General features: G+C 41.3%; 13 protein-coding genes and 1 riboswitch. Of the genes, 9 read left to right on the top strand and 4 right to left on the bottom strand.

What is annotated here, in order from left to right; all coding sequences use genetic code 11:
* Positions 1 to 75: 75 nt before the first annotated feature.
* Positions 76 to 396 (bottom strand): hypothetical protein, encoded by a 321-nt coding sequence (locus N9I19_RS13875; protein ID WP_061461746.1) that lies wholly within the window; start codon positions 394 to 396, stop codon positions 76 to 78.
* A gap of 151 nt (positions 397 to 547) precedes the next feature.
* Between N9I19_RS13875 and N9I19_RS13870 the strand changes: the two genes are divergently transcribed.
* The 3 genes from N9I19_RS13870 to N9I19_RS13860 are packed head-to-tail and all read left to right on the top strand — an operon-like array spanning position 548 to position 3,185.
* Positions 548 to 1,555 carry an ABC transporter ATP-binding protein gene (locus tag N9I19_RS13870; RefSeq protein WP_061461747.1) on the top strand — a complete coding sequence of 336 codons (1,008 nt, stop codon included), beginning with the start codon at positions 548 to 550 and terminating at the stop codon, positions 1,553 to 1,555.
* Between the two features lie 48 nt (positions 1,556 to 1,603).
* Positions 1,604 to 2,395, top strand: a complete 792-nt coding sequence (locus tag N9I19_RS13865; RefSeq protein WP_317778118.1) for an ABC transporter permease — start codon at positions 1,604 to 1,606, stop codon at positions 2,393 to 2,395.
* 4 nt (positions 2,396 to 2,399) lie between these two features.
* Positions 2,400 to 3,185: an ABC transporter permease gene (locus N9I19_RS13860; protein ID WP_317778117.1), complete on the top strand. Its 786-nt coding sequence runs from the start codon at positions 2,400 to 2,402 to the stop codon at positions 3,183 to 3,185.
* 42 nt (positions 3,186 to 3,227) lie between these two features.
* Here N9I19_RS13860 and N9I19_RS13855 read toward each other — a convergent pair whose 3' ends face one another.
* Together N9I19_RS13855 and metE are read right to left on the bottom strand one after the other, a co-directional pair.
* Positions 3,228 to 3,704 (bottom strand): acyl-CoA thioesterase, encoded by a 477-nt coding sequence (locus tag N9I19_RS13855; protein WP_089362907.1) that lies wholly within the window; start codon positions 3,702 to 3,704, stop codon positions 3,228 to 3,230.
* Positions 3,697 to 6,006, bottom strand: a complete 2,310-nt coding sequence (gene metE / locus N9I19_RS13850) for a 5-methyltetrahydropteroyltriglutamate--homocysteine S-methyltransferase (RefSeq protein ID WP_176431923.1) — start codon at positions 6,004 to 6,006, stop codon at positions 3,697 to 3,699. Before metE ends, N9I19_RS13855 begins: the two co-directional genes overlap by 8 nt.
* A gap of 145 nt (positions 6,007 to 6,151) precedes the next feature.
* A riboswitch (cobalamin riboswitch) is annotated at positions 6,152 to 6,343 on the bottom strand.
* A 259-nt stretch (positions 6,344 to 6,602) separates the two neighbouring features.
* Between metE and N9I19_RS13845 the strand changes: the two genes are divergently transcribed.
* The 5 genes from N9I19_RS13845 (at position 6,603) to perR (ending at position 10,366) form a co-directional block, all read left to right on the top strand.
* Positions 6,603 to 7,019 carry a potassium channel family protein gene (locus tag N9I19_RS13845; RefSeq protein ID WP_089362909.1) on the top strand — a complete coding sequence of 139 codons (417 nt, stop codon included), beginning with the start codon at positions 6,603 to 6,605 and terminating at the stop codon, positions 7,017 to 7,019.
* A gap of 62 nt (positions 7,020 to 7,081) precedes the next feature.
* Entirely contained in the window at positions 7,082 to 7,552 is a 471-nt protein-coding gene (bcp, locus tag N9I19_RS13840; protein ID WP_317778116.1) for a thioredoxin-dependent thiol peroxidase, read from the top strand.
* Between the two features lie 12 nt (positions 7,553 to 7,564).
* Positions 7,565 to 8,674 carry an aminopeptidase gene (locus N9I19_RS13835; RefSeq protein ID WP_317778115.1) on the top strand — a complete coding sequence of 370 codons (1,110 nt, stop codon included), beginning with the start codon at positions 7,565 to 7,567 and terminating at the stop codon, positions 8,672 to 8,674.
* 148 nt (positions 8,675 to 8,822) lie between these two features.
* On the top strand, positions 8,823 to 9,767 hold the full coding sequence (locus tag N9I19_RS13830; protein WP_317778114.1) for a D-2-hydroxyacid dehydrogenase: 945 nt from the start codon (positions 8,823 to 8,825) through the stop codon (positions 9,765 to 9,767).
* A gap of 155 nt (positions 9,768 to 9,922) precedes the next feature.
* Complete coding sequence (perR, locus tag N9I19_RS13825; RefSeq protein WP_411730445.1) at positions 9,923 to 10,366, top strand: peroxide-responsive transcriptional repressor PerR; 444 nt, start codon at positions 9,923 to 9,925, stop codon at positions 10,364 to 10,366.
* A gap of 93 nt (positions 10,367 to 10,459) precedes the next feature.
* Here the strand turns inward: perR and N9I19_RS13820 are convergent, their stop codons facing one another.
* On the bottom strand, positions 10,460 to 10,813 hold the full coding sequence (locus N9I19_RS13820; RefSeq protein ID WP_061461754.1) for a YgzB family protein: 354 nt from the start codon (positions 10,811 to 10,813) through the stop codon (positions 10,460 to 10,462).
* A 176-nt stretch (positions 10,814 to 10,989) separates the two neighbouring features.
* On the opposite strand from N9I19_RS13820, the gene N9I19_RS13815 reads away from it, so the two are divergent.
* Positions 10,990 to 11,865, top strand: coding sequence for a nucleotidyltransferase-like protein (locus N9I19_RS13815; RefSeq protein ID WP_061461755.1), 876 nt, complete (start codon positions 10,990 to 10,992; stop codon positions 11,863 to 11,865).
* Positions 11,866 to 12,182: the final 317 nt, after the last annotated feature.

Below are 12,182 nucleotides of genomic sequence, written 5' to 3'. Positions count from 1 at the left end.
GATGGAAGGCTAGGAAATGTGATCCGTCCACTGATGAAATGCTGCAGCCTTAGAAACAGCAGGATTCGTGGGCCTTCATTTTGTTTGGGAAATAGGGCCGGGCCCCAAAACTCCGGTTATGAAAGTCAGAATGTCCAAGATAGTGGCAGGGTTTTCGATGTTGAAGGATTGGCGGTTCATTTCGCCCTGGGCTTGGTAATAGATAAGATGGCCGGTTCCTTTTTCTTCATTAATATGAATGTGGAAACTTATGGGGGTGCTTTCGATCGATCCGCTGGAATCCCTTTGGATGACCTGGCATAATAATTCACCGTATTCATCCTCATAAAGAAAATCATATCGAAGGTCGATAACGACCTTTTCGATTTGGGATAGTAATAATTTTTTAATATTCATAGCATACTTGTCTCCTTTATATATGTATCTCGTACAACGGCCGGACTCGCCCTGAAAATGATCCATGGCATCCAGGCATTTTTATTGTCTAAAAAGGTAAGGTTGGATAAACTAATTCATTAGGACAAGAGATTACGGAGGATGTAACAGGATGAGTGATGCAATTCAAGTGAAACAGCTTCGGAAGGAATTTAAGTCGGCATCAAGCCGTTCGGGGTTAAAGGGAGCCTTCCGGGATTTACTTACAAGAAATTATAAAATCGTCCCTGCCGTCAATGATATCAATTTTACTGTAAAAAAGGGTGAGATGGTAGCTTATATCGGGGAAAATGGTGCAGGAAAATCGACCACGATCAAAATGCTGACAGGTATTTTGGAACCGACAGCAGGTGAAATCACAGTCAATGGCATGAATCCTCATAAGGAAAGGGAAAAGTTCACACAAACAATAGGAGTTGTATTTGGTCAGCGCTCACAGCTTTGGTGGGATATTGCGGTTCAAGAATCCTTTAGGCTGCTAAAAAAGGTCTATAAAGTAACGGATGAACAATATAACGATCATATGGAACATGTCATCAAGACGCTCGATATCGGTCCCTTGCTCGACAAACCAGTGCGTAAACTCTCACTTGGTCAGCGAATGCGCTGTGAGCTTGCGGCGGCATTGATCCACAATCCGCCTTTGCTGTTCCTGGATGAGCCGACAATAGGCCTTGACGTACTCGTGAAGATGAAGATTCGCGAGTTCCTGAAAGAAATCAATGAGAAATATAATACGACAATCCTTTTGACTACCCATGATTTAGGAGACATTGAGGCATTATGTGAACGCGTAATCATGCTTGATGAAGGACAGATCATTTATGATGGGGAATTGCAGAGTTTGAAAGATAACTGGGCTGAGGAAAAACAAATCCATTTTCAATTCATCGAGCCGATTGCATTGAAGGAATTGCAATCATTAGCGCTCCCATTTACCGCAAACTGGGTTTATGATGAGAAAAATCAAACATACATTGCTCTGTTGAAAGAAGAAAGTGATCATATTTCACAGCTTGTTTCAGCTGTCGTATCACATTTTAAAATAAAGGACATCAAAATCCATGAAACGTCCATTGAAGAGATTGTTCGCAATATTTACGAAGAAGGCACTGTCTGACTCTCTTATCATTAAGAAACAACGTGTCTATCAAGAAGGGGGAGGGCAATGGGGAAGTATCTTGCAATGATCCGCATGCGTTTTTTGATGATGCTTGCGTATCGAACGGATTATTATACCGGCATTTTAATTTATAGCATTAATATCGGTGCTTATTATTTCTTATGGAATGCAATATATGGAGAAAAAAGCTCCATCGAAGGACTTTCAAGTATACAGATGACAACATATGTCGCGGTTGCATGGATGGCGCGCGCCTTTTATTTCAATAATATTGACCGCGAAATCGCCACTGAGATCAAGGACGGCAAGGTCGCCATTGAAATGATCCGGCCTTATAACTATTTAGGCATGAAAACGATGCAAGGGCTTGGGGAAGGGATATTCCGATTCTTCTTCTTCTCGATTCCCGGAATGCTGCTGGTAGCTTTCATTTTTCCTATCGAATTGCCGCACGAACCGGCTACGTGGGGGATATTCGGCATTTCCTTGCTGTTCAGTTTCATCATCAATACACAAATTAACTTATTGACAGGAATCACTACCTTTTTCTTATATAATAATGCCGGATTGATCCGGGCTAAAAGGGTTATCATTGATTTGTTTTCCGGTCTGCTGCTGCCCATCAGTTTTTATCCGATATGGGCGCAGGGAGTGATGAAATATTTGCCATTTCAAGGGATCAGCTATGTACCAAGCATGATTTTTACGAACGGGTACAGTTCAGGCGAAATTGGCATGGCGCTTTTACAGCAGTTAATTTGGTGCATGATTCTCATAATACCGATTCAGCTTTTATGGATAGTCGCAAAAAAACAGCTGATTATTCAAGGAGGTTGACGGGATGTTTTATGTATCGATGTTTTTTCAATATGTGAGTCAATATATGAAAACAAGATTGCAATATAGAGCAGATTTCTTCATGGAAATCCTATCCGATCTGCTGAATCAGGTCGTGAACCTGGTATTTATATTAGTCGTTTTTGGACATACCCAGTTTTTAAGCGGCTGGAGCCGTGAAGAAATCATATTCATTTATGGATTCTTCCTTATCCCATTCGCCCTTTTTTCTGCCTTTTTCAACATCTGGGATTTTAATGACCGCTATATCGTCAAAGGTGAAATGGACCGGATATTAACAAGACCGATACATAGCCTATTTCAAGTCATTTTAGAAAGAATCGAGCTAGAAGCGTTATTTGGTGTTGTGACCGGTTTGATCATTATATTTTATTCGGGGATTTCATTGGATCTGCAGCTTGCGTGGTATGACCCGGTTCTTTTCATCATTTTTGCAATAGGCGGGGCCCTTGCTTATGCAGCCATATTCGTTGCGATAGCAAGCATTGGGTTCTGGTCGGATGCGAAAACATCCATCATGCCAATGATGTACAATATCGGGAACTACGGGCGCTATCCTGTTGATATTTATAATAAGGTCATTCGTTTTGTCCTTACATGGGTATTGCCATTCGCGTTTGTTGGTGTTTATCCTGCATCTTATTTCCTTAGAAAAGAAGAGTGGTATGCATATGCATTTGCCACACCTGTAATTGGGGTTGCCTTTTTCGTGATATCCGTTTTCATATGGAATCAGGGAGTGAAGAGGTACCGCGGGGCAGGAAACTAAAAGAGCCCCTTCAACAGCATTCATGTTGAAGGGGTTTTATGTTTATTTGCGTTTATTCTTTCTTTCAATATATCTTGCTTGTGCTTGAACATATTGCTGCTTTTCCTCTTCCGTTTCCGGAATGACCTGAGGTACGTTTGTCGGCTTACCGTCTTCATCAATGGCCAGCATCGTTAAAAAAGCGCGTGCCGTAAGCTGTTTTTCACCTGTTAATAGGTTCTCACGCTCCACTTTCACGAATACCTCCATTGATGTGCGATGAGCACAGGTGACATAAGCTTCAAGGTTGATCGCATCTCCTGTCTTGATGGGGGCCAAAAAATCAAAAGAGTCGCTTGAAGCGGTCACAACGGGTTTTCGACAATGACGCATAGCTGAAATGCAGGCTATTTTATCAACATAGGCCATTACCTTTCCGCCAAAGATGGTATTGTGATGATTTGTATCCGGTGGAAAAACAAGGTCGGTTAAAAATGTCCGTGACTGCTGTGTTGGATGGGCAACGTTCTTTTCAATCATAAGCTTTTGGTTTAGCTAAAAGGTTTTCACGGACGATTTTTGCTGCTTCAACCATGTTTTTCAGGGAAGCGACGGTTTCCGGGATACCCCTTGTTTTCAGGCCGCAGTCGGGATTGATCCAAAACTGGTCTTTATCCAGTACCTTGATGCCCCGTTCAATCATATCGACCATTTCGTCCACTGCCGGCACACGCGGGCTGTGAATATCATACACACCAAGGCCAATACCTTTTTCGTATGTCCTTTCCTCGAATGCGGAAGCAAGCTCTCCATGGCTACGGGATGTTTCGATGGAAATTACATCGGCATCAAGGGAGGAGATGACATCCATGAAACTGTTGAAGTCGCAATAGCACATATGCGTGTGAATTTGGGTTGTATCCTCCACGCTTGATGTGGATATCAAGAACGAATTAACAGCCCAGTTCAAATACTCATCGCGATCGGTTTTTTTCAATGGCAGACCTTCCCTAAGTGCAGGCTCATCAACTTGGATCATTTTGATTCCAGCCGATTCCAATGCAATGACTTCTTTTTCCAAAGCAAGTGCCAGTTGGTAGCAAACATTCTCCCTGGAAATATCATCACGGACAAATGACCAGTTCAAAATCGTGACAGGACCTGTTAGCATTCCCTTTACCGTCTTGTTCGTCAGTGATTGTGCGTATACACTTTCCCTGACTGTCATCGGTTCGATGAAATCGATGTCACCGTAGATGACTGGTGGTTTCACGCAGCGAGACCCATAGGATTGTACCCAGCCCTTTTCTAGAAAGACGAATCCGCCTAACTTATGGCCGAAGTATTCAACCATATCCGTCCGTTCGAATTCCCCGTGTACAAGAACATCCAAGCCGATTTCTTCTTGGATATCAATCCACCTGCCGATTTCTTCGTTAACGAATGTTTCATATTGCGAAGCGGTCCATTCTCCTCTTTTGAACTTCCCACGTGCTTGTTTAACTTCAAATGTCTGTGGAAAGCTGCCGATCGTAGTCGAAGGAAGAAAAGGCAATTTGAAAAATTCCTGTTGTTTTTGGTAACGTTCTTTAAATGGAAGCTGACGGCCGACGTTCCTGGTTTTAACCTTTTCGACATTGGATTGTACATTCCCATGATTCCGTGCATTTGAACTTGCTAACGTTTGAACCGTAAATTTATTAGCATCGACTTTTTCGGCGATTGCTTCAAAGCCTTGATTATTCCCTTTGACCAAGAGTATGATTTCCTCAAGTTTCTCATCAGCGAAAGCGAGGGCCTCTTTCACTTCTTTTGAAAGGGCGGTTTCATTACGAACGGTCACTGGGACATGAAGCAGGGAACAAGAGGGCTGAAGCCAGATTTGGTCTTCGGCTACCTTTTTCTTAAGAGTCTCGATCAATTGGATTTTTTTCGATAAATCAGATAGCCAAATGTTTTTTCCGTCAATCACACCTGCAGCAAGCACTTTGTCCTTCGGGAAACCGAATGCTTCAAGATTACTTAGATTCCTCCCTTTATCATGTACAAAATCAAGACCGATTCCTTGGACTTGTAATTCGATGACTTCTTGGTAATGCTCCACGGCATCAAAGTATGTTTGTAGCATGATGTTCAGGTTTGGTGCTGCTTCATTCAGTTTTTCATAGAGGTAAGTAACAGTTTGCATATCATCTTTGGAAATGGATGAAACAAGAGAAGGTTCGTCCATTTGAACCCACTTCACGCCTTCTTGCTCCAACTCTTGCAGGATTTGCGTGTATAGGGGAAGCAGGCTCAGGATGATGCCAGGGATATCTTTTTTATTGAAGCCTTTGGAAAGGGAGATGAAAGTATAAGGTCCGATCAACACGGGTTTGGTTTCAATCCCTAGCTTTTCCTTGGCCTCCCGATATGCTGCAAGTGGTTTATTTTCTGTTAAAGTCAGCTGTGACAGGTTTAATTCAGGGACAATATAGTGATAGTTCGTATTGAACCATTTCGTCATTTCGGAAGCGACTTCGTCATTGTTTCCGCGGGCCATTGAATAATAAACGGAAAGGGGAACGCATCCGCCTTCATAGGCTGAATAACGTTCAGGAACAAGACCGAACATGACGGACATATCCAGCATTTGATCATATAAAGTGAAGTCGTTGGCAGGAATGATATCAATGCCTCGTTTCTTCTGTTTTTGTAAGTTGCCTAAACGGATGGCTTTTAGTTGTGCCGTAAATTCTGCTTCATCGATTTTACCGGACCAGTAAGCTTCTAATGTACGTTTCCATTCACGATCTTCCCCGATTCGCGGGTAACCCAAACTGCTGCTTTTCAAAATTCCCATCCTCCTACATTCATTTGATTTAACAATAAAAAAGCATCCCTAACCGTCAAAAGAGAAAGTTAGAAATGCTTAAAATAAAGAGGCATGCAGAATGCCCCTTACAATTATAAGGTCCCTAACACCTCCCTATCTCCCGTAGGTTAAAACAGTGTTGTCGAAATAGGCAGGTCTCCTGACTTAGGGAATATCATTAGCGACGGGCCTTCCCGATCCGTTGATCAGTGGCATATTGGATGGCGCTAACATTCCCATTACAGTGGCGGGACCGTGCCGGAATTACACCGGGCTTCCCTTTTAATCCTAATGAAAATTAGGAACCTATTTCCACATATGAAATTTCACAAAACCTGCTGGATAAACTGATTGCAGGTGGCTAATATTTATAAAATAAAAATTATTATAAATATTTAGACAACCTTAACATATCCGACTAAAAGGGTCAACATGAAAAAGATTCGGGATAAGGTCCCGAATTCCTGACAAATGCGTTTAGGATGTGTTAGTGATAAGGATAAAGTCTGTCCCTAAGAAAGAATATATTGTTTGGACAGGGAGTATGTATAGAGGGAGTGGCGTTTTGAAATGGGGCGTGGGGGATGACTTTCTACATCTTGATTGCAGGAATCATTTTTTGCATGGTGATGAGCATTCGTACCTTATTTCTTGTTGAGTCGGGAGGAAAGAAGTTCTCTCTGGAGGATATGCTGTGGCTTGGCAATTTATATGCGACGATATTAGTTGGATTTGCACTGATTTATTTATTATACGAGCTTCAGAATCATTCAGTGATTCTTGATATGGGCAATCGTTTGGACGGCAGTTTTTACGAGCAACTGAAGACTTCTTTTTATTTTAGTGCGATGACGATGTTTTCTGTAGGGTATGGGGATATATCCCCGATAGGCGTAGGCAGGATGATTGCGACAATCCAGGCATTCATCGGCTATACGCTCCCGGCCGCGTTTGTAATTCGGACGGTGATTGATTTAGATCAGGAAAGAAGGAATAAATGAAAGTTGTATTTCTTTCGATTATTGGGTACTCTTACCATAATGAAAGAAATGGAGGGTTCAATATGACTGTTAAAATTGGAGAAAAAGCACCTGATTTTCAACTCCCAGCAAACAATGGTGAAATGGTTTCCCTATCGGATTTTAAGGGGAAATACATTGTTTTATATTTTTATCCAAAAGACATGACGTCAGGATGCACGACGGAGGCCTGTGATTTCCGGGACCACAATGAGCAATTTGAGGAATTGGACGCTGTCATCATTGGTATCAGCCCAGACCCAGCGGCACGACATGAAAAATTCATCGAAAAACATGGATTGCCTTTTCTGCTGCTAGCTGACGAAAATCATGAAGCTGCTGAATCATTTGATGTGTGGCAATTGAAAAAGAACTTCGGCAAGGAGTATATGGGCATTGAACGTTCAACATTCCTGATTGATAAGGCAGGTAAGATAGTCAAAGAATGGCGTAAGGTAAAAGTAAAAGGCCACGTCGAAGAAGCTCTTGAAACTCTTCGCGACCTCAAAAAATAAGGGGACAGGCAAATGAAGGATGAGCGAATAACGAAGCTTGCTGCCAGGCTGATTCATCATTCGATACAATTAAAGCCAAAAGAGAGAATCCTTATTCGGGGCCATATCAACACGAAACCATTATTGAAAGAGCTGATTGATGAAACATACAGAGTGGGTGCTTATCCATATGTAGAACTTGAAGACGATGAGATAAGCCGGCACCTATTACAAGGGAATGTGAAGGAACAACTTGACACATCATCGCAATGGGCTCTGAAGAAATATACGGATATCGATGCGGTCATCATCATCACCGGTGAAGAAAACGATGTGGAAATGACTGATGTTCTCCTCGAAAGGCACCGTCTTCAAGGGGAGGCTATGAATTCTCCAACTCTTTTCTATGTGAACAACCGACGTTGGGTCTTGCTTAATTATCCCACCAACACATCAGCGCAAAAAGCCGGCATGACTTTCGACAGGTATCAAGACTTCCTTTTGAACGTATGCACAATGGATTATGGGAAAATGGAGGCGGCATTAAAACCGTTAAAACTATTGATGGAACGAACTGACAAAGTCAGGATCGTTTCACCAGGGACAGATTTGACCTTTTCCATTAAAGGTATGCCGGCTATCATATGTGCCGGAAAAAAGAATTTACCGGACGGGGAAGTATTTACTGCACCTATAAAAGAGAGCGTCAATGGAAGGATAGCCTTCAACACACCCACAACCTATGAAGGAATCACTTTTAGTGACATAGAATTAAACTTGAAAAAGGGGAAAATCAGTAAAGCCATTTCCAATCAATCTTCTAAAATGAACCGAATTCTGGATATTGATGAGGGGTCCCGTTTTATCGGGGAGTTCGCAATTGGAATCAATCCATACATATTGGAACCTATGGACGATATATTGTTTGATGAGAAAATAAGCGGGAGTCTGCACTTGGCTCTTGGACTTGCCTATGAAGAAGCTGATAATGGAAACCGTTCATCCATACATTGGGATATGGTCTTGATCCAGCGTCCCGAATATGGCGGTGGTGACATCTACTTTGACGATGTGCCGATCAGAAGGGATGGCGTTTTCATATTGCCGGAATTATATGCATTAAACCCAAATTCATTAAAATAAAGCCTTTTTTAATAAGGGTAAGGCTTTTGTCCAACTCAAAAAGGGGACACCTGAATATGCTTTATTAAGGGAATACCTCCTCAGAGAAAGTTGCGCGGGACATACAGAGCCCGTGTTTTTTTATGTTAATTATAAGGGAGAGACAAACATGTTAATACTTTCAACGATCATTCCTGATGAAGGAATCCAAACGAAGATGAAGGATGCTTTTCCTGAATTGAACTTCATTTATCAAGAAGGATGGATGGATGAGCGACTTAGTGAAGCGGAAATCTTAATTACATACGGTGAGGACTTAACTGAAAAAATCATTGGGAAAGCGGCGAACTTGAAATGGATAATGGTCATGAGTGCAGGAATGGAATTAATGCCTTTTAAAGCCATTGAGGAACGCGGCATTTTGGTTACGAACGCAAAAGGCATTCATAAAATTCCAATGGCCGAGTATACGATAGGGATGCTTTTGCAATATGAAAAGAAATTGAAGCTGCTTATGAAGAATGAAAGGGAAGAAATGTGGGATAGAAAGATCGAAGTAGGGGAATTGAATGGCAAAACGATGCTCGTCCTTGGTGCCGGTGCAATAGGAGGAGAAGTGGCTCGTCTCGGGAAAGCCTTTAGGATGACGACACTGGGGGTGAACCGGAGCGGGAAGCCGGTGGAGTCCATTGATCGCCTTTATACCCTGGATAATTTACTGGAAGCCATACCTGGAGCTGATTACATCGTATCTGTCTTGCCTAGTACGGATGAAACGAAGGATCTTCTGCAAAAAGAACACTTTAAAGCAATGAAAGAATCTGCAGTATTCGTGAATATTGGCCGCGGCGATCTTATTGACGAGGAAGTGTTGATAGAAGCCCTGGAAGCCGGCGAATTGGCTCATGCCATCTTGGATGTATTTGATCCGGAACCTTTAGAAAAAGGGCATCCTTTTTGGAGGATGGAGAATGTTACGGTCACGCCGCATCTTTCAAGTAAAAGCGGAGAATATTTACCAAGGACCTTTGCGATATTCGAGAAAAATATGCGTGAATACCTGAAGTCTGGAAAAGATTTCATCAACGTAATCGACTTATCGAGGGGATACTAAACACAATACGAAAATGTGAAAGATTCAAAGCTTTGTGAATAAACTAAAAAAGGACGGTAAAACCATTGAATTATTGACAAATTCAACGTATAAAAGGTACACTATTTATAAATATTATAATTTAAGAATTCATACTTAATAAGAAAAAGGGGTGGATGACGGTGTCTGAAGTTCAGTTAAAAGAAGCGTTGGATTCCCTAAAAGATACCGGTGTGAGAATAACTCCTCAACGCCATGCGATACTAGAGTATTTGATTAGCTCCATGTCCCACCCTACCGCTGATGATATATATAAAGCGCTGGAAGGCAAGTTTCCGAATATGAGCGTGGCGACAGTTTATAACAACCTGCGTGTTTTTCGTGAGGTAGGTTTGGTAAAAGAACTTACGTATGGTGATTCTTCTGCAAGGTTTGATTTCGTGACGACGAATCATTATCATGTAATCTGCCAAATCTGCGGGAAAATTGTGGATTTCGATTATCCTGCATTGGATGAAGTCGAGCATTTCGCAGCACAAGTCACTGGTTTCAATGTTAGTCACCATCGGATGGAAATCTACGGCGACTGCACGGATTGTGCAGAAAAAGAAACGCATTAAAAAAAGTTCCTCCACTTGGTTGGAACTTTTTTTCATGGTTATGAAGAAATCAAAAGGTCTTTATGTTAAGAAGTTCAGCTAGCTGGAATTCTTCTAGTCATGCAGGCTTTTGCGATTATATTTTTCGTTGAATTCTTCGCCTTCCAACTTTTTGTCAAGGGTCAAGGGTTCTTCACAATGCATGCAAATATCTACACGCCCTAATATTTTTGTGGGTTTGCCGCAGTTAGGACAGACAACCTGGATCGTTTTTGTAGAAAGCATTCCAATCCAAAAATAAACCCCGGTGCTTGCGATTATGAATAAAAGGCCAAGTCCCATGAAAAGTGTCATGATAACAGGATGTGTTTTGAAGAAAAGTCCAATATACATTACGATAAAGCCGATGAAAATCAAACTCAAGGCAAATGTACGTATTTTATTGATTTTGCTAGAATGTTTAGCCATGGATTGTCCCTCCTAAAATATAACTTTAACTATAACATAAACTAAGGATGGAACAAAAAAGAAATAAAGGATACATATTACTTTTGAATTGAAATGGTTTAGGGTAATGGACTTAAGCAGGAATATGAAGAGTTTTGTCGAAAGTTATAAAAAAAAAGGTTTTGGAGGAATTTATGATGGAAGATATCCTTCGCCCGATTTATCAAGAGCGAGCAAGTTTAAAATCTACACTTGGAATCTTGTTAATTGAAAAAAGAGATGATAATAGCCCGAATACCGATACGTTTGACTACATCCTTTTTGTGATTGCAGACGATGCCCAAGAGGCCGTGTTTTTAAAACATTACACTTACCAGGATAAAAAAGCGGCCTTGCATATCGTTAAGGAAGACCAGTTAAAAGAATGGCTCCTATTAGGGACGAACCGCAAAGTGGTTGACTGGATTTATAACGGGAAGGTCCTTTTTGACCGGAATGAATATTTGGACCGTTTGAAAACCGAAATTCGAGAGTTCCCCTTCTATGGAAGGAAGTTAAAGATGGGGATGGAGTTCGCGAAGTTAATTCGCAGGTACATGGATGGGAAAAGCTTCTTTGAAAAAGGCCATTATCTTGAGGCATACAACCATATCGTTCATTCCCTGCATCACTTGGCCCGTTTGGAAATAATAGAACAAGGCTTTTATCCAGAGGTTACGGTATGGAACCAAGTGAAGCATATGGAGCCTGAAATCTACAAGTTGTATAAGGAATTGATCAGCAGTGAGGAAACTCTCGAAAAAAGATTGGAGCTTCTATTCCTTGCGAGTGAATTTCTTATTTATTCGAGGACGAATGCTGGTTCACAGCATTTGGTTGAAATAATGGGGACGAAAGAAGATCCGTGGACGATTGCGGAGCTTATGGAGCATCCGGAAGTTAAGTTTTATTCAGTCGATCTAGGTGTTCTACTGGAATATTTGATAGAGAAGAAGGTAATCGATGTCATCAAATCGGAGACCAAAGGACACGAGGTTTATCATCGGTTTTATCGAGTGTCAAAAAACTTTTAAAAAAATGTGTTTTTATTGTTGACCAATAATAATATAGGTGTTATATTAATACATGTCGCTGCGGGACATCAGCTTTCGCAGCTTCATTAAAACAAAAAAAATAAAAAAACATGTTGACAACATGGTTGATAACATGATAAGATGTAAAAGTCGCTTACGAAGTAACGACAACGAAATTGCTCTTTGAAAACTGAACAAAACAAAGCGCCAACGTTAAATTTTAAGTGAGCACACACTATTAAAAAAGCAAAATGAGCAAGTCAAACATTTCTTCGGAGAGTTTGATCCTGGCTCAGGACGAACGCTGGCGGCGTGCC

It is taken from the genome of Peribacillus sp. CSMR9 (assembly GCF_033141925.1).
Lineage (GTDB): Bacteria > Bacillota > Bacilli > Bacillales > DSM-1321 > Peribacillus > Peribacillus simplex_A.
Note: the sequence above shows the minus strand (reverse complement) of the source record. Positions and strands in the feature narration are given on the sequence as shown.

Coding starts and splice junctions, on each gene's coding strand:
- N9I19_RS13875 (WP_061461746.1), bottom strand. CDS start 396: ATGAATATTAAAAAATTATTACTATCCCAAATCGAAAAGGTCGTTATC.
- N9I19_RS13845 (WP_089362909.1), top strand. CDS start 6,603: ATGACTTTCTACATCTTGATTGCAGGAATCATTTTTTGCATGGTGATG.
- N9I19_RS13830 (WP_317778114.1), top strand. CDS start 8,823: ATGTTAATACTTTCAACGATCATTCCTGATGAAGGAATCCAAACGAAG.
- N9I19_RS13815 (WP_061461755.1), top strand. CDS start 10,990: ATGGAAGATATCCTTCGCCCGATTTATCAAGAGCGAGCAAGTTTAAAA.
- N9I19_RS13865 (WP_317778118.1), top strand. CDS start 1,604: ATGGGGAAGTATCTTGCAATGATCCGCATGCGTTTTTTGATGATGCTT.
- N9I19_RS13855 (WP_089362907.1), bottom strand. CDS start 3,704: ATGATTGAAAAGAACGTTGCCCATCCAACACAGCAGTCACGGACATTT.
- N9I19_RS13860 (WP_317778117.1), top strand. CDS start 2,400: ATGTTTTATGTATCGATGTTTTTTCAATATGTGAGTCAATATATGAAA.
- N9I19_RS13820 (WP_061461754.1), bottom strand. CDS start 10,813: ATGGCTAAACATTCTAGCAAAATCAATAAAATACGTACATTTGCCTTG.
- bcp (WP_317778116.1), top strand. CDS start 7,082: ATGACTGTTAAAATTGGAGAAAAAGCACCTGATTTTCAACTCCCAGCA.
- N9I19_RS13835 (WP_317778115.1), top strand. CDS start 7,565: ATGAAGGATGAGCGAATAACGAAGCTTGCTGCCAGGCTGATTCATCAT.
- metE (WP_176431923.1), bottom strand. CDS start 6,006: ATGGGAATTTTGAAAAGCAGCAGTTTGGGTTACCCGCGAATCGGGGAA.
- perR (WP_411730445.1), top strand. CDS start 9,923: ATGACGGTGTCTGAAGTTCAGTTAAAAGAAGCGTTGGATTCCCTAAAA.
- N9I19_RS13870 (WP_061461747.1), top strand. CDS start 548: ATGAGTGATGCAATTCAAGTGAAACAGCTTCGGAAGGAATTTAAGTCG.